This window comes from Chryseobacterium sp. KLBC 52 (genome assembly GCF_003347605.1).
Taxonomy (GTDB): Bacteria; Bacteroidota; Bacteroidia; order Flavobacteriales; family Weeksellaceae; genus Chryseobacterium.
The window spans coordinates 25,810-43,289 of sequence record NZ_QDFZ01000003.1 but is presented as its reverse complement, the minus strand read 5'-3'; the positions used below and the strand labels follow the sequence as shown (position 1 = coordinate 43,289).

17 protein-coding genes are annotated in these 17,480 nt (G+C 36.9%); 4 read left to right on the top strand and 13 right to left on the bottom strand.

The features are described 5' to 3' along the window. Positions 1–29: 29 nt before the first annotated feature. From murG to mraZ, 9 genes are all read right to left on the bottom strand, one after another. A complete protein-coding gene (murG, locus tag DDF69_RS03440) occupies positions 30–1,130 on the bottom strand; it encodes an undecaprenyldiphospho-muramoylpentapeptide beta-N-acetylglucosaminyltransferase (RefSeq protein ID WP_114819548.1) in 1,101 nt (366 codons plus the stop codon). 1 nt (position 1,131) lies between these two features. Continuing rightward, on the bottom strand, positions 1,132–2,370 hold the full coding sequence (locus DDF69_RS03435) for an FtsW/RodA/SpoVE family cell cycle protein (protein ID WP_114819547.1): 1,239 nt from the start codon (positions 2,368–2,370) through the stop codon (positions 1,132–1,134). 22 nt (positions 2,371–2,392) lie between these two features. After that, entirely contained in the window at positions 2,393–3,730 is a 1,338-nt protein-coding gene (gene murD / locus DDF69_RS03430; RefSeq protein ID WP_114819546.1) for a UDP-N-acetylmuramoyl-L-alanine--D-glutamate ligase, read from the bottom strand. A gap of 62 nt (positions 3,731–3,792) precedes the next feature. Continuing rightward, a complete protein-coding gene (gene mraY, locus DDF69_RS03425; protein ID WP_114819545.1) occupies positions 3,793–5,034 on the bottom strand; it encodes a phospho-N-acetylmuramoyl-pentapeptide-transferase in 1,242 nt (413 codons plus the stop codon). A 77-nt stretch (positions 5,035–5,111) separates the two neighbouring features. After that, the gene (locus DDF69_RS03420) at positions 5,112–6,572 is read right to left on the bottom strand and encodes a UDP-N-acetylmuramoyl-L-alanyl-D-glutamate--2,6-diaminopimelate ligase (protein WP_114819544.1); all 1,461 of its coding nucleotides are present in this window, start codon (positions 6,570–6,572) and stop codon (positions 5,112–5,114) included. A 57-nt stretch (positions 6,573–6,629) separates the two neighbouring features. Next, positions 6,630–8,621: a penicillin-binding transpeptidase domain-containing protein gene (locus DDF69_RS03415; RefSeq protein WP_114819543.1), complete on the bottom strand. Its 1,992-nt coding sequence runs from the start codon at positions 8,619–8,621 to the stop codon at positions 6,630–6,632. Then, positions 8,605–8,970 (bottom strand): FtsL-like putative cell division protein, encoded by a 366-nt coding sequence (locus tag DDF69_RS03410; protein WP_002981890.1) that lies wholly within the window; start codon positions 8,968–8,970, stop codon positions 8,605–8,607. Before DDF69_RS03410 ends, DDF69_RS03415 begins: the two co-directional genes overlap by 17 nt. Before the next feature lie 66 nt (positions 8,971–9,036). After that, a complete protein-coding gene (rsmH, locus tag DDF69_RS03405; protein ID WP_034693889.1) occupies positions 9,037–9,930 on the bottom strand; it encodes a 16S rRNA (cytosine(1402)-N(4))-methyltransferase RsmH in 894 nt (297 codons plus the stop codon). A gap of 50 nt (positions 9,931–9,980) precedes the next feature. Next, positions 9,981–10,439 (bottom strand): division/cell wall cluster transcriptional repressor MraZ, encoded by a 459-nt coding sequence (gene mraZ / locus DDF69_RS03400; protein ID WP_041461948.1) that lies wholly within the window; start codon positions 10,437–10,439, stop codon positions 9,981–9,983. Positions 10,440–10,711: 272 nt separating this feature from the next. Here mraZ and DDF69_RS03395 point away from each other — a divergent pair, with 272 nt between their 5' ends. The 3 genes from DDF69_RS03395 (at position 10,712) to DDF69_RS03385 (ending at position 12,601) form a co-directional block, all read left to right on the top strand. Beyond that, a complete protein-coding gene (locus tag DDF69_RS03395) occupies positions 10,712–11,473 on the top strand; it encodes an alpha/beta fold hydrolase (protein WP_047426276.1) in 762 nt (253 codons plus the stop codon). 62 nt (positions 11,474–11,535) lie between these two features. Next, complete coding sequence (yihA, locus tag DDF69_RS03390) at positions 11,536–12,159, top strand: ribosome biogenesis GTP-binding protein YihA/YsxC (RefSeq protein ID WP_034694211.1); 624 nt, start codon at positions 11,536–11,538, stop codon at positions 12,157–12,159. After that, the gene (locus DDF69_RS03385; protein ID WP_114819542.1) at positions 12,152–12,601 is read left to right on the top strand and encodes a GNAT family N-acetyltransferase; all 450 of its coding nucleotides are present in this window, start codon (positions 12,152–12,154) and stop codon (positions 12,599–12,601) included. Before yihA ends, DDF69_RS03385 begins: the two co-directional genes overlap by 8 nt. Positions 12,602–12,734: 133 nt before the next feature. Here DDF69_RS03385 and DDF69_RS03380 read toward each other — a convergent pair whose 3' ends face one another. From DDF69_RS03380 to DDF69_RS21995, 3 genes are all read right to left on the bottom strand, one after another. Next, positions 12,735–13,400: a response regulator gene (locus DDF69_RS03380; protein ID WP_114819541.1), complete on the bottom strand. Its 666-nt coding sequence runs from the start codon at positions 13,398–13,400 to the stop codon at positions 12,735–12,737. Between the two features lie 12 nt (positions 13,401–13,412). Beyond that, entirely contained in the window at positions 13,413–14,876 is a 1,464-nt protein-coding gene (locus DDF69_RS03375; RefSeq protein WP_162800866.1) for an ATP-binding protein, read from the bottom strand. A gap of 291 nt (positions 14,877–15,167) precedes the next feature. Continuing rightward, a complete protein-coding gene (locus DDF69_RS21995; RefSeq protein ID WP_162800865.1) occupies positions 15,168–15,329 on the bottom strand; it encodes a hypothetical protein in 162 nt (53 codons plus the stop codon). A 362-nt stretch (positions 15,330–15,691) separates the two neighbouring features. Between DDF69_RS21995 and DDF69_RS03365 the strand changes: the two genes are divergently transcribed. Then, positions 15,692–16,528 (top strand): hypothetical protein, encoded by an 837-nt coding sequence (locus DDF69_RS03365; RefSeq protein WP_114819538.1) that lies wholly within the window; start codon positions 15,692–15,694, stop codon positions 16,526–16,528. Positions 16,529–16,738: 210 nt separating this feature from the next. Here DDF69_RS03365 and msrA read toward each other — a convergent pair whose 3' ends face one another. Beyond that, positions 16,739–17,293, bottom strand: a complete 555-nt coding sequence (gene msrA, locus DDF69_RS03360) for a peptide-methionine (S)-S-oxide reductase MsrA (protein WP_114819537.1) — start codon at positions 17,291–17,293, stop codon at positions 16,739–16,741. Positions 17,294–17,480: the final 187 nt, after the last annotated feature.

The window sequence follows — 17,480 nt, the reverse complement described above, 5'->3', positions numbered from 1 at the left end:
CAGGCTGAGCTTGTCGAAGCCTTTCCTAACTATTTTATTATGTTAAAAATCTCGTCTACAATCTCTTTTCCAGCATTTGGCTTGGCAAAATATTTCAGATTGTCGGACATTTCTTTTCTTACGCTTTCATTCTCGCAGATTTCTGATAATGTATTCCAGAATTTTTCCTGCATTTCAGAGTCTTTCACCATTCTGGCTGCATTTTTTTCAACCAGGTTCATGGCATTTTTGGTTTGATGGTCTTCCGCTGCAAAAGGGAAAGGCACCAAAAGCACCGGTTTCTGTGCTACAGCCAACTCTGAAATGGCAATAGCTCCGGCTCTGGAAACAATAATATCAGCTGCAGAATACGCCAGTTCCATGTCTTTGATAAATTCAAGGATCTGAATATTTCTGGTGTCTGTATCTTTTGTCTCTTCTAAAATATCTTTATAATCAAGCTTTCCTGTCTGCCAGATCAGCTGATAATCTTTATCTACAATTTGTTTCAAATGAGATTTCCAGGCATTATTCAATGTTCTGGAACCTAATGAACCTCCTACAGAAAGGATTGTAAGTTTGTCTTTATTCAAACCCATTTTCTCTTTTGCCTGAGCAGTTTCCTGCATTCCTGAAACAATGTTTTCACGAATCGGATTTCCCAGGAATTTTATTTTCTCTGCCGGGAAGCCTTCTACTTTTGGGTACGCTGTGAAAACGGCTTTAGCTTTCTTGCTTAAAATCTTATTGGTGACTCCCGCATGAGCATTCTGTTCCTGGATGAAAATCGGAATTCCCATTTTGCTTGCTTCATAAAGAGCGGGCCCGCTGGCAAATCCTCCGGTTCCTACTGCAAAATCAGGAGCGAAGTCTTTGATAATCCTTTTAGATTTTGATAAACTTTTCAGAATCTTGAAAGGAAGTCCCAGGTTGGATAACAAGTTTCCTCTGTCGATTCCTGCGATATCAATTCCTTCAATTTTATAGCCTGCCTGAGGAACTTTTTCCATTTCCATTTTCCCGTTGGCACCAATGAACAAAAATTCTGCATCAGGAAACCTTTTTCTGATCTCATCAGCAATGGCAATGGCCGGGAAGATATGTCCTCCGGTTCCTCCGCCTGATAATAGTATTTTTAATTTTTTGTTCATGTTAAGCGATATCGTTTATTTCTGCTATACTTTGTTTTTTGCCCATTCCTTCTTCATCATAAATCTGAATCCTCGAGCTTATATTTAAAATAATACCTAACTGGAGATAGGTCACCAGCATTGAAGTTCCTCCGTAACTGATCAAAGGCAGCGGCTGTCCCGTCACCGGGATCAGATTCACAGCAACGGCTATGTTTACCGAAAGCTGGATAAAGATCATTACCCCAAGACTGAGCACGAGCAACGATCCGAAAAAGGCCGGCATTTTACTGGCGATCATTACAATCCTTATCATCATGATCAGATATAAACTGATCAGAAAAGCGGCTCCTATCACCCCGTATTCTTCTACGATAACCGCAAAAATAAAGTCGGAGGCGGATTGCGGAAGCATTTGTTTCAGTGCACTTTTTCCAGGCCCCATTCCGGTAATCCCGCCGTGCACTATGGCTGCTTTGGCCTGCATTACCTGATAATTTTTTGCTTTTACGCTTTCATCATCTACATCGGCTGTTTTGGCCTTACTTGAGGTAAAGGTTTCTATACGGCTCATCCATGTATGAACACGGTTTCCACCAATCATATTGGTATTTAAAGCAATCAATAAAAAGAATACAATGGCTACAAATGATGCGGAGATAAATCCTGCAATGTATTTCCAGTGAAGCTGTCCTATGATAAGAACCACCACGGAAACCATTAAAATCATCAATGCCGTTGAACCGTTATCTTTCGCTACCAATACAAAAACAAGCAGGATAGGTCCGAAAATATACATGATATTCTCTATCGGAAGCCTTTCTCTGGTGATCTTCTTGGTCAGATATCTGCACAGATAAATGATGAGCATTAAAAAGGCAAATGATGAAGGCTGGAACGAGATCGGTGTTCCCGGAATTTTCAGCCATCTGGAAGCACTGGCTCCATCAATGGTTTGTCCGGTAAACATGGTAACAATCAACAGAACAATCATCAGGCCGAGCAGGATACTGCTGAGCTTTCCGATGTATTCATATTTTATGGTTCCTACCAGTCTCATAATGGCTAATCCTAAGACTACAAAGAACATATGTTTGATAACGTGGCCTGTTGTGGTCCCGTTATTAACAATGTATTCGAGATTTGAACTTGCAGAGTATACCGGGAAAATAGAGAAAATGGAGATCACAAGGATGACCATCCAAAGTACTTTATCGCCCTTTAGAAATTCAAATCTGCTTTCTGTGTTCTGTTCGTCCATATTTAATGCTATTGGCTAATGGCTAGTGGCCATTGGCATTTAATACCTGTTCTTTAAACTGGCGTCCTCTGTCTTCATAGCTTTTGAACAAGTCAAAGCTTGCGCAGCATGGAGATAATAAGACGGTATCGCCTTTTTTAGCCAGTGATTTTGAAATTCTCACTGCTTCTTCCATGCTTGAAGTATCATAAATAATTTCTTTTTTGTCTTTAAAGAAATCGATGATCTTCTTGTTGTCTATTCCAAGGCAAACGATTGCCTTTACTTTTCTTTTGACTAAATCTTCAATTTCGGTATAGTCGTTTCCTTTATCTAATCCACCAACAATCCATACGGTTGGTGTTTTCATACTTTCTAAAGCGTAGTAAGTAGCATTTACATTGGTTGCCTTGCTGTCGTTGATGTATTTTACACTATCAATTTCAGTTACAAATTCCAATCTGTGTTCTACGGCCTGGAATGTCATCAATGAATGTCTGATGCTTTCATTGTTGATTTTTAAGATCTTACCGGCAATAGAAGCCGCCAGACTGTTGGCTACATTGTGATTTCCTAGGAGAGATAATTCTTCAACTTTCATTGCGAATTCGTCTTTCATTTTTACCACAATTTCATCATCACTGACAAAACCTCCTTCAGGTAACTTCTCTTTGGTTGAGAAAGGAATCATTTTAGCCTTTATTTCAAGCTTTTCAAGAAGATTCTTACTCATTTCATCATCTTTGTTGTAGATGAAGAAGTTATCATTCTCCTGATTTTCTGTGATTCGGAATTTGGCCAATGCATATTCTTCATAATTGTAGTTGTACTGATCCAGGTGATCCTGAGACAGATTCAACAATAAAGAGATATAAGGTCTGAAATTCTGAATATCATCCAGCTGGAAAGAGCTTACTTCCAGTACATAATATTCATGGTTTTCATCTGCAACCTGCTTGGCAAAGCTGTATCCGATATTTCCTCCTAAACCTACATTCAATCCGTCATTTTTCAGGATATAATAGATCAGGGAAGTAGTGGTTGTTTTTCCGTTGCTTCCGGTAATGGCGATGATCTTTGCGTCTGTAAATTCAGAAGCAAATTCAATTTCAGAGGAAAGTCTGATTCCTTTTTCATGAATTTTACTGATGATATCAGCCTTTTTCGGAATTCCCGGGCTTTTTACGATCCAGTCAGCATTTAAAATCCTTTCTTCATCGTGGTTTCCTTCTTCAAATTCAATTTCATTATCGGTAAGAAACTGCTTATAGTTATCCTTAATGGCTCCTTTATCTGAAAGAAATACTTCCAGACCTTTCTTTTTGGCCAAATAAGCAGCTCCGCATCCGCTTTCTCCACCTCCTAAAACAACTATTTTCATATTATAAAAGCTTTATGCTATAGGCTTTAAGCTTTATGCTTATTGCTTACAGCTTTTAATTTTTATCTCATTTTTAGTGTGATCAGACATACAATAGCCAATATTACCCCGATGATGATCATTCTGTTCACGATTTTACTTTCGTGGAATCCTTCTTTCTGATAATGATGGTGTAATGGTGACATTTTGAATAGTCTGTTGTTTTGGGCATATTCCAACCCGTATTTTCTTTTTCTGTATTTGAAAACAACTACCTGAAGCATTACAGACAGGTTTTCAATTAAGAAGATTCCGCATAATACAGGAATCAGCAATTCTTTTCTTAAAATGATGGCCAAAACGGCAATTACTCCTCCCAGCATCAAACTTCCGGTATCTCCCATGAAAACCTGTGCAGGATAGGTATTGTACCAGAAGAATCCAATCACGGCGCCTACCATTGCCACGGCAAAAATGGTGGTTTCTCCCATATTCGGAAGGAACATGATATTGAGATAATCTGCAAAGATGATGTTCCCTGAAAGATAAGCGAAAAGAGCCAGCGTGAGGAGTATAATGGCACTTGTTCCTGCTGCCAGACCATCAATCCCATCTGTGATATTGGCTCCGTTTGAAACGGCTGTTACAATGAAGATCACGATCGGAATAAAGACAATCCATGCCCACTCATGGGCATCTTTATCATTCATCCAGAATAAAATTCCACTGTAATCGAATTCATTATTTTTGGCAAAAGGAACAGTGGAAACTGTAATTTTTTCAGTAGGCATAAAGTTTTGCTCTACATTGTTTCTGTTTACCACTTTAGCATCTGCATATTTTCTTTTAACCGTAATGTCCGGGTGGAAATACATTGTAATTCCGACAATTAGCCCTAAACCAACCTGTCCTACAATTTTAAATTTACCACTTAAACCGTCTTTATTTTTTTTGATTTTCTTTAAATAATCGTCAAGGAAACCAATAGCACCCATCCAGAACATAGAAACCAGCAGCAACACAATGTACACATTGGTGATTCTTGTAAACAGCAATACCGGAATAATGGTTGCCAGAATAATGATAAGCCCTCCCATGGTAGGAGTTCCTTCTTTTTGTTTTTGGCCATCCAATCCCAGATCACGTACCAATTCGCCCATCTGTTTTGTTCTCAGGTAATTGATTACTCTTTTTCCGTAGACAAGAGCAATAATCAATGAGAATAGTACAGCCATTCCGGCACGGAAGGAAATGTATTTTAACATTCCTAATCCCGGAACGTGAATTCCATGGTTGGTTAGATATTCGTATAGATAGTATAGCATAGTTTCAATTGTTAATAAATGATCATTGATAATTGATGAATGATTGAACAATTATTCTTTCAGTTATCACTTGTAATTTATTTGCTCATTAATTTCCAGAGCTCATTAATTACTTCTTTGTCGTCAAAATGATGTTTCACACCATTGATCTCCTGATAGGTTTCGTGCCCTTTTCCGGCAACTAAAACGATATCTTTGGGTTCTGAAAACTTTATCGCCATTTTTATGGCTTCTTTTCTGTCCGGAATTGAAGTGTATTTGCTGAAGTTCTGAGGTTCAACGCCCGCTTCAATTTCTTTGATGATCTGTGCCGGATCTTCTGTTCTCGGATTATCTGAAGTGATGATTGCCAAGGTCGATTTTTTGGTGGCAATATTTCCCATTTCAGGTCTTTTGGAGTGATCTCTGTCTCCTCCACAACCGAATACGGTGATTAATCTTTCGTTTTTGGTTCTGATATCGTTGATGCTGTCCAGGATATTTTCCAAAGCATCCGGAGTGTGTGCATAGTCTACGATAAAGAAAATTCCACCATCGGATTTGAAGGTTTCAAATCTTCCGGAAACTCTTTTTAATTTGCTGATAGCCTGAAGAATTTCATCCTGCCCGAAACCTAGTTCTTCAGCAATTCCGAATACAAGCAGCAAGTTGTATACATTGAATTTTCCGGTTAATGTCGTCCAGAATTCTTTTCCATTGAAATTCAACAGCATTCCGTTGAAATCTACTTCCAATAATTTCCCGTGATAGTCTGCCATGGATTTCAAAGCATAAGACTTCTTTTTAGCCTTCGTGTTCTGAAGCATGACGTTTCCATTTTTGTCATCTACATTGGTGATGGCAATGGCTGTATCTTCTAACTGGTCGAAGAATCTTTTCTTTGTTTTTAAATATTCTTCGAAGGTTTTATGATAATCTAAATGATCATGAGTAAGATTGGTGAAGCCTGCTATCTTGAAGTGTAGTCCTTCAATTCTGTTTTGGGCAATTCCGTGTGAGCTTACTTCCATGAAAGCAAATTCACATCCTTTTTCTACAGCTTCCGCTAAAATCCTGTTGATGGTAATCACATCAGGAGTGGTGTGGGTAGCCGGAATAATTTCTTCACCAATTCTGATTTCTACAGTAGAAAGTAAAGCCGCAGAGTACCCAAGATTTTTGAATACATCAAAAAGAAGGGTAGAAACAGATGTTTTTCCGTTAGTTCCTGTAACTCCAATCAGTTTTAATTTCTGAGAAGGATTTCCGTAGAAGTTAGAGGCAAGATGACCTAAGGCTTTAGATGAATCTTTTACCTGAACATAGGTTACGTTTTCCACCAATGTTTCAGGGAATTCTTCGCAAACAATTGCGGCAGCTCCTTTTTCAATAGCAGATGCAATGAATGAATGACCATCCACCACGGTTCCTCTCATGGCAATGTAAAGAGAGTTTTCTGTAACTTTTCTGCTGTCGATCACCAATTCGGTAACCTCACGGTTATTATCACCGTGGATTTCCAATACTGGGATTCTGTTTACTAATTCTGTTATTATCATCTTTATCAATAAGGCTTTGCCTTATTTTGGTTTAAATGTTCCTTCCGAAACCTTGTTTTAATTTTGCAGAGACAAATAAATTCTCTGGTTTTTACTAATCGTTGTGCCTTCCAGAGGGAATTGTTCTTTAATTCTTCCTACTCCTTTATAATCGACACGATAGCCTAAGTTTTCCAGCTGCGGGATTACATTTTTCCCGATTAGCCCCACTACATTAGGCATTTGTTTATCATTGACTGCTACTTTAACATTAGGTTCAACCATTTTGCTCAGGTTTACCTTTTTGTCTACCAGCATTTCTTTTTCAATATTCTGCGGTGTTTTCAGGAATGTTTTTCCTGCAATTTCTTTAAACACCGGTGCTGAAACGGAACCTCCATAAAATCCTTTTGCGGTATTGGGTTCACTAATCATCACATAGCATGTATATTTTGGAGCATCAGCCGGATAGAATCCTGCAAACGATGCACGATATTTCATTGGGCCGGGCAGCCAGTATTCAAATCTTGCGGTACCTGTTTTTCCTGCCATTTTCAGGTTGGGAGTAAAGATGCTTCGTCCTGTTCCTTTTTCTACCGCTTTAGTTAAAGCGCTGGTCATCATTTTAATGGCTTTTTCAGATGCCATTTTATTCACCATTACTTCAGGTTTTGCGTTGTACATCACTTTCCCGTCTTTCATGATTTTATCAATGAATAAAGGCTTAAGCATTTTTCCTCCATTAGCAACTCCATTATAGAAGGTTGTCAATTGCAACAAGTTGATGTTGGAAGAGTATCCGTAAGAGATAGAAGCCAGTGTTGCGGCATTCCATCTTTTATTTTGTGGGGTTACGATCTTCGGTTTTGTGATTCCCGGAAGTTCGATATCCATTTTGTCGAATAATTTCCAACGTTTCAGGTGGTCAAGGAAGATCTGAGGCTTTTCTGCATAATACTTTGTGATGAGCTTTGAAGTTCCTACGTTACTGGATTTCGCCAATACATCACTGATATCATATGTTCCTCCTCCGTGGCCGTCAGAGATTCTCTGTTTTGCATAGACCCAGACTCCGTTTCCTACGTTTACCGTTGTGTTTTCATCGATAAATCCATCGTCCATTGCTGCCAGAAGCGAAATGGTTTTAAAAGTAGATCCGGGCTCGATATTATCTTTCAGCGCGTAGTTGTAAGAGTCTTCGTATTCTCCTTCTTCTGTTCTTCTTAAATTAACAAGAGCACGTACTTTTCCGGTTTCCACTTCCATCACAATGACGGTTCCGTGTTTGGCTTCGAAATTAACCAATTGCTTCTCAAGGGCGGAGTGCGCAATGTCCTGAATTCTAAGATCTAAAGTCGTATAAACATCTTCTCCGTCTACCGGTTCCTGAACTTTCCAGAAGTCGATCGGTTTCCATTGGGAAGAGTTGATTCTCTGTTCCAGCCTTTTACCGTCTGTTCCTGTTAAATATTTTGAGAAAGCTCCTTCCAGTCCGGATTTAAGCTCGCCGTTATCCATTCCGATGGTTCCGGCTCCGATTTCTGAGGTGGCCAATTCTCTTTTATAGTTTCGGTCAACGATAAAACCTCCTTTATTCTTCCCTCTTTTGAAGATCGGGAATTTTCGGATTCTGTCGTATTGATCGAAATCCAGTCCTTTTACCAAAGTATAGTACTGGTTTTTCTTTTTCTTCTGTTCATCAAACTTCTGTCTGAATTCTCCTCTGGATTTTCCGAACATTTTGCTCAGAGAATCAGTGAGTGCTCCGATGTTGTTGGAGTACACCGTATCTTTCATTGTTTTGAAATCAAGATAGATGTCATATCGCATCACCGTTGTGGCAAGGATAGATCCGTCGGAAGCAAAAAGATTTCCTCGTGCCGCTTTTAAAGTGGCTTCACGATAATTTTTATTAATGTAATCGTCTTTTATCTCCTGGACATTGGTATTCTGCAGGATGACAATTCTTGCCAGGAACATGACAAACACGCACAAAGCTACCACTGCAAAGAGGTAGCCCCATCGTAACGTTTTCTTACGTTTATTGTCGTATTCATTTTGCTTTTGCATCTGTACTGTCCAGTTTTATTAGCAATTTGTGAGGGTGGTTTTCCAGGGTCATCAATGAATCCCGGGCAACCTCTTTCCCCAGCTCTGATTCCATTTTTACTTTGATCAGCTTACTCTGGGCGTAAGCGTTTCGTGATTTATATTCTTCTGTTTCTTCCTTTAAGGCGTTTACAATTTTTATTTTTTTATTGACGAGATGGTTGGTATAAATCATGGCCATCATCAGAACAAATAAGAGGAGAAAGTACTTGTAATGTATTTTGATCTCATCACGATTCAGAAAGTTTCCTTTTATAATGTCTATAAAAGTGAGTCTTTTCTGGGGGCGATTTGTTGTTCTTTTAGCCAAAGCTTTTTTTATAATTGATTAATGATAAAAGATAATTGATATCGTTTATCACTTATGATTTATCATTTATACCTTTATTCCTGTTCTCATCTTGGCACTTCTTGCTCTTGAGTTTTCTTCGATTTCCTGATCATCAGGAATGATGGCTTTACTCTTGATCAATTCGAATGCCTTTTTATAATTTCCGTAGATATCTCTTTCCGGTTCTCCTTCGAACATTCCGTTTTTCAGGAATCTTTTTACCAAACGGTCTTCTAGAGAGTGGTAAGAAATAACGACTAATCTTCCTTCCGGTTTTAAAACATTGTAAGCCTGAACCAGCATTTCTTTCAATACTTCAAGTTCCTGGTTTACTTCAATTCTTATCGCCTGAAAAAGCTGAGCATAGAACTTATTCACTTTGTGAGGTGGAATATAGCTGAACAATTTTTTCAGATCTTCCGTAGTATCTATACTTTTAGTTTTTCTGTGGTGCACAATTTCTCTCGCCAGCTTTCTTGCTTCTCTTAATTCTCCATAGTGGTAGAAAAGGTCTGCAAGCTCACTTTCTTCATATTCATTAATCACTCTTTTGGCATCCAGATTCTGCATTACATTCATTCTCATATCCAAAGGAGCATTGCTTCTTGTGGAGAAACCTCTGTCTGCTTCATCAAACTGGTGAGAAGACACGCCTAAGTCTGCCAAAACACCATCTACCTGTGAAATGCCATACATCAGCAATGAGTTTTCCAGGAATCTGAAATTCTGATTAACTAATGTAAACCTGGGATCATCAATTGTATTTTTAAGTGCATCCAGGTCCTGATCAAAACTGAACAATCTCCCTTTGTCGGAAAGTCTGCTCAAGATTTCTCTTGAATGGCCTCCGCCTCCAAAGGTGCAGTCCACATATATTCCGTCAGGATTCGTCACCAAATCATCAACACTCTGCTTCAACAAAACGGGGTTATGATACATGCTTAATTGTGTTTTTTATTTACTATATAATCAATTAATAACCTCTACAGTTATTCTTCATCGAAAGAGCCCATCACATCTTCGGCCAGGCTTGCAAAATCAGCTTCGTTGGTGGCAATTACCTTTTCATAGGCATCTTTATCCCAAATCTCAAAGAGTTCTCCTGCACTGGTGATCACAATATCTTTCTGAAGATTTGCGAAAACCGTAAGGTCTTTAGAGATCTGCAGTCTTCCTGCATTATCCAGCTCTACTGTTTTTACTCCTGCCGTAAACATTCGTATGAAATCAGCATTCTTTTTTATGAACCTGTTCAGTTTATTAATTTTACCCATCAGTTTGTCCCATGCATTCATAGGATAAACTTCCAGACAAGGTTGGAACACAGATCTTTTGACTACAAACGCCTTATCGTCGAAGTTTTCCATCTGTTTGATTAAAGATGAAGGAACTTTTAAGCGGCCTTTGTCGTCAATTTTACACTCATATGTCCCAATGAAATTTTTCATTTGGGACAAATTTATATAATAATTTCCAAAATTTCCCACTTTTTCCCACTTTTTGACTCAATGTTAATAAGTTTTATTAAAGATTGAATTTCAATAATGTAAAATGCTGATATGAAGAGACTTGTTGAAAGTGCTATTTAAGCCATAGTAAAGCCGTTTTGAAAAAAAAAGTTAAAAAGCAGAATATTATATTATTTTTATCTTAAATTAGGATAATCAAAATTTTTTTGAGGTTTAATTTGTATTTTTGCAGGGCTTTATTAAGGCGTTTTATGATATTTAGTACAAAAAAAGAAAAGAAATATTCCTATGTAGAAGCGGGAGAAGGACATCCATTAGTGCTGTTGCACGGGTTAATGGGTGGTTTGAGTAATTTCGATAAAATGGTAGATTTTTTTTCGGATAGAGGCTTCAAAGTATATGTTCCTCAGTTGCCGATCTATGATCTGCCGGTACTCAATACGAATCTTACCACGATTGCAAAATATATTATCAAGTTTATAGAAAGTCATATTTCCGGTCCGGTAACCATTGTAGGAAACTCAATGGGAGGTCATGTAGGACTTATATTGACTTTAGCAAGACCTGATCTGGTAAAGAATCTTGTTCTTACAGGAAGTTCCGGTCTTTATGAAAGAACTTTCGGAGACAGCTTCCCAAGAAAAAATGACCGTTCTTATATCAGAAAGAAAACGGAAGAGGTTTTCTATGATCCAAAGGTGGCAACAGAAGATCTTGTAGATGAAGTTTTTGCAGTTGTTAATGACAGAATGAAAGGAATAAAAACAGTGATGCTGGCAAGAAGTGCCATCAAACACAATATGTTGAATGATCTTCCGAAGATTGTGACACCTACCTGCCTGATCTGGGGTAAACAGGATAATGTTACTCCTCCTGAAGTGGCAGAAGATATGCACAAGTTTATTCCTAATTCGGACTTATTCTGGATTGATAAATGCGGCCATGCAGCCATGATGGAAAAACCAGATGAATTCAATGAAATCCTGTATAACTGGATAAAAGATAAAGTTTAAAACATATAAATGACCATTAAGAGCTTTTCTTAATGGTTTATTTTTCTAAAATACATTCAAAAATGATTATCAAGACAGCAGAGTTTGTAAAGAGTAGCGGAAAATGGCAGGAATGTCCTGAACCCAATATTCCGGAATATGCTTTTATCGGAAGATCGAACGTAGGTAAATCATCACTGATCAATGCCATGATGAATCATAAAGATCTTGCCAAGACATCACAAACCCCGGGAAAAACCCAGCTGATCAATCATTTTTTGGTGAATGAAAACTGGTACCTTACCGATTTACCCGGATATGGTTATGCAAAAGTTTCCAAAGTTCAGCGAAAGGATTTTGAAAAGCTGATCACCAATTATATTCTGAACAGAAGGAATCTGGTTAACCTTTTTGTATTGGTAGATGTAAGGCATACTCCGCAAAAGATTGATCTGGAATTCATCCAATGGTGTGGGGAAAGTGGAATTCCGTTTTCCATTGTCTTTACCAAGGCAGACAAATTAAAGCCAAACGCAGTAGTTAAAAACGTTGAAGACTATAAGGCGGAACTTCATAAAACATGGGAAGATCTTCCTGAATTATATATTACCTCAGCGGAAAAGAAGGAAGGAGGAGATAATATTCTTAATTTTATACAGAAGACCAATGATTTTTTAACCCATAATAATATAAGTTTCGATGAGTAATATTGTCTGGAAAATCAAAACATTTGATGAGTTTACTGTTCCGGAGTTATACGCCGTACTGAAAGCCCGTATTGATGTTTTCGTAATTGAACAGAACTGTCCTTATCCTGATCTGGATAATTATGATCAGAAAGGAATTCATATCTGGGCGGAAGAAGATGGGCAGGTGCTGGCTTATTGCCGTGTATTTGACAAGGGCATCAAGTATGATGAAACTTCATTTGGGAGAGTTCTGACAACAGAGCAGGCTAGAGGAAAAAGCCTGGGAAAACAGCTGATACAATATGCTGTGGAAACTATAGAAAACCGTTTTCATACTTCTGAAATCAAAATATCGGCTCAGGATTATCTTTTAAGATTTTACGGTGGATTCGGATTTGCAGATACGGGGAAAAAATATCTGGAAGATGATATTCCGCACACGGAAATGATCAGAAAGTAAAAAGGTATCCCAAACGAGATACCTTTTTTCGAACTGTATAAAATTATATTGGGTGTTATTAGTTTTTTTCATCATTTCTTACTTCAAAAGTAAGGCAATTATGAAAACTAACCTTACGGAAAACCGTAATGGGTTAAATAATTCCCAAATCTTTGCAGAAAGCCACAAGCTGTTCATTGCTTGTTATCTGCAGATCTTCTTTCATGCTGTTCAGTTTTTTCTCTACACTGCTTAAGCTATTGGGTTTAATATCGTTATTCTGAAGATAAACAGGGATATTTTTCTGTAAAACGCCCTGAGACAAAAGAGAGACTAAAGTAATATCATACGTAGAGAATTCATAATTGTTGAGTTTCTTTACTTCCTGTTTAAGATCAAGAGAAAGATAATTTTCATTCACATACGTGGAAGCAATTGCTTTTTTCAACTCTTTTGAATCATTTCTTGCCTTACGAACAAAACCATTAATTCCATATTCGTTAAAAAGGCTGTCTATAATCCCAGATTTATGCTCAGCGGAAAAAACAATAATTTTCAGTGAAGGATGAAGTTCTCTGATGGTTTTTATCAGCTCTTTTCCATCTTTAATATTTTGTATATTATGGTCTTCTTCAAAAGAAAGATCTGTAATTAACAAATCATAAAGATCATTTTCACGAATGGATTTTTGAATTTTAGCTAATGCATCATCACAATAATAAACATAATCTGTGTTGGAAATAGTAAGGTCTTCTAATGTTTTCTGTACAGAAATACTGCTGCTTTCGTGATCTTCAGCGATTAAAATTTTTTTGAACATTCTTTTTCTTTTTTAAGAAGCAGGAAATGAAATATAAATTTTCAACCCTTTTTCGGTTTCAGTGTCAAAAATAATTTCTCCATGAATAGTTTCAATACGGGAATCCGTATTTGTTAAACCATTTTTATAGATAATTCCTCCGGGGATACCGATTCCATTGTCTGTATACTGAATTTGTATACTATTGTTTTTTCTTTCAAATTTAAAGGCAACGAGGGTGGCATGGCTGTGTTTTTTCATGTTGATAAGAAGTTCCCGCATGACCTGATAGATTTCTTCCCGGGTAAATTCATTCAAGGACTTCCATACATTTTCATCATTTCCGGCAAGATAAGTTTTCACATTTTCATTATTAAACGAAGCAATAAGGGTAGATACTCTTTTACTGAATTCCGGCTTGTTTTCAGAAGCGGTCTTCTCATAGGAAATGTCCCTGGACTTTTCGTAGACAAATTCCAGTTCATCCAATACTTTTTCTTTATCAAAATCTTCCTGGTTTTCGATCTTGGTCATTACCTGATAAATACCGTTGGCGACCACATCGTGAATTTTCTTGGAAACTTTTAGCTGCTGTTCTTTTAACTTGTTGTCGGATTCTAGAAGCAGGGTCTGCTTACGTTTTTTATACCAAAAGAAAGCACCAATTATAAGAGCAAGCGTTCCCAAACTTATGCTTATAATTAAAATATTTTTCTTGGTGATTTGATATTCCTTCTGAGCAATTCCCTTTTGAAGTGAGAGGTTCTCTGCTTTATTTTTTTCTGTTTCATAACGGATTAATGCAAATTGATTTTTAGCTTTTTTTCTTGCCACATCAATGCTGTCATTTCGTTTTTGATAAATTTTAAAAAAGAATTTACTTCTTTCTGGTGACTCTAAAAGGATTATTTTTTGTAAAGCTTCAACTTCATCATTTGGGTTTTTTATTTCTCTGGCAAGTTCATACATTTTTTTGGCATGAAATAAAGCCTTTTGAGTATCTTTTTCCTGATAGGTATCTGCTAAATGAGAATGGCTGGACACCTGTCCGTAAATATCATGTTCTTCAATTCTAATATCTAATCCCTTATTAAATTCTCGGATTGGATCATATGACGGATTCTGAAGCCATTTCGTCCTGGCTTGATTCGTAATAACCATTGCCAATAGTTTTTTACTTTTTGGAGAATCTTGTAAAATTGAAGCATACATTTGTAATGCATTTTTATAGTCTTTCTTTTGACGGTATGCATTTCCTTTATTATTAATGAATGTTTTTTTTTCCTCAGGGCTTGGTGAGAATTTTATGGCAAGGTTGTAAAATCGTATCGCATTGTCACTCTCCTTTAGATTATAACTGGTTATTCCGAGATTATTATAGTTTGACTTTACATATTCATAATTGGCTGTATTACCTTCATTTAAATATTTAGTTGCTTCTAATGAAGTCTCCCGGCTCCCATAGTTATCACCGAATTGTTCTTGAATAATTGCCATATTGTTTAGACACTTTCCGGCACCTAAACTATCCTGTCTTTGCAGGAATAAATCACGAGCTTTGTCGAAATAGAAATATGCGCTGTCAGGCTGTTTATTTTCTCTATATTCAAAGGCTTTATCATAGAAAGGATTGGTTAAATTATGTTTAACAACCGGAGGTTTATTCTTAGAGCACGATAGAATAATCAGACAAAATAGAATAAAATAAAACTTCAAAATTATTTGTTTTGTCGAATTTAAAAAAAAACAGCGAAAGATTTCTCTTTCGCTGAATTTAGGTGTGTCTTTTTATTTTTTTGGAGGGAGTTGTCCGTTATCTCCGCTGGTATCATTACCACTTTCTATGGAAAGGTTCATTGTAGTAGGTTGGTAATTGGTATCAGTTGCTGACGTATTGGCATTATTATCTGAAAATGCTAATCCTAATAGCATCATTATAATTTGGATCATTTCCTTAAAATTTTCGAAGTTGAAATCGTATTTCTTCCTCTCACGAAGTATTTTTCGCAAGCTGTACACTATTAAAATTTCGAAGCGCTTCTTAATTTTTCAGGGAAGTGAACCTTTAAAAACGGAGGCGAAACATCTGCTTCCCAATCCGGAGTTTAATCTCTGTTTTCTCTGGTTTTTTTTGAAATCAGTTTTTAGTAATGTTTTGTTGATTTCTAAGGCAAATTTGCAGTAAAAAATAAAAGGGATGTTAGACAAAATATAGACATCAACAGACATTTGTTAAGTGTGAGTTATTACGGAAATCCGTAATGCCGTATGATTGAAAATCATCTACTTTGTAATGCCCGAAAACACTGTTTATGTCCAAGAAAAAACTACTGATTAATGAGGTATTTGAGCAGGCAAGAAGAGAGTCAGAGAAAACCACAAAAAGTGGATTAGCCTCCTATCTGCATCTTTGTTTTATTGATAATCTGAAATTTTATGAAATTTCAGAGAAAACATTCATACGATATTATGAAGACTTTGTAGAAGGCAATAGCAGCAGGAATATTGAAACTGAGAGACTGAATAAAATGAGCCAGTATATTGGCTATAAAGATTTCACTGAGTTTTCAAGGTCTTTTATCAGAAATGATGAAAAAAAAAATCTAACTACAGTTAAGATAAGTGTAGATCAGGATGAAGAAATTATATCAGAAAGGCTGTCGAAGATCAATATTAATATCATTAATGAGCAACACTTCAAAATGCCGGAGTTTGTCAGACACAATAGTTTTGGCCTTGTAGGAATATTAATGCTTGGCGGGTTTTTGATTGGAAATTATTATTGTTCATCTGGAAATAGAAATGCATACGAATCTCTCCATTTTTTGAACCTGCCTTCCCTTGAAAAGAATTGTATGTATTGGGATCAAAATGAATATAAGTTGGCGGACTGTAAGGAAGAGAATCCCATACTAAATGTTATTCCTAAAGATATAATCCGGATTAAATATTTTAAACGTATCACAAGGAAGGATACTCTTACCGTAGAGAATGCCCTGGGGAAAATATGGTATTCAAAAGTCAATGGGGAAGTTGAGTTTTTTACCATGGATGGGGTTGATCCGGAAAATAAAAAAGAATTAAAGCCGGCCACTGCATATATCATTAGAAAATACTCAGGAACAAGTGAAATGATACAGGCAGAATAGACTTCCTTTACAAGAGTGAAAATTCAATTGGAATATTTCCAGACATATTCACTTTGCATCAAATAAGAAGCGAAGAGATTTTCCCTTCGCTTCCGTTATTTTGTATCGGTTTGTAGCTATTCAGTTGACATCAATAGGAACGGACTTTAGTCCGTTTAACCCCAAATACATTATCAATCCGGCTTTAGCCAAAACTTAGAATATAAGGTTTTATTCCGCGTTCAGCATTCCCAGTTCTGCGTAATGCTTTTTAAACTTTTGGATTTTTGGCCCCACTACAGCGCTGCAATAAGGCTGTGTAGGATTTTCATTATAATATCCCTGATGATATTGTTCTGCCGGCCAGAATTTGTCGAATTTCGTTAATTCCGTTACATAAGTACCAGCCCATCTTCCCGATTCCTGAGATACTTTGATCGCTTCTTCAGCCTTTGCTTTCTCAGCATCATCTTTAAAATAGATAACAGAACGGTACTGAGTCCCTATATCATTTCCCTGTCTGTTTAATTGTGTAGGATCATGTAAAAAGAAAAATACATCCATCAGTTGTTCATACGAAATGACAGCAGGATCATAAGTAATCTGAACCACTTCTGCATGTCCTGTCTCTCCAGTGCAAACTTCCTGATAAGTAGGGTTATCTTTATGTCCACCAGAATATCCTGAAATAGCAGATTGTACTCCTTTAAGCATATTGAAACAGCTTTCCACACACCAGAAACATCCGCCACCGAAAGTAATCTGTTCTAAAATATTGTTGTCCATTATTGGTAATTATATTGTTTTATAATCCTTTCCCGATCCGGAAAAGACCAATCAAAAATATGAAAAACTTTTTCATTTGAACAGGCTTTTACGTAGTAAACTTAAATTACAATGATAGATGTGACAAATTATTTTAAACACAAATAACACTAATGCTTTCACAAATAACACAAGAAAAATGGAAGAC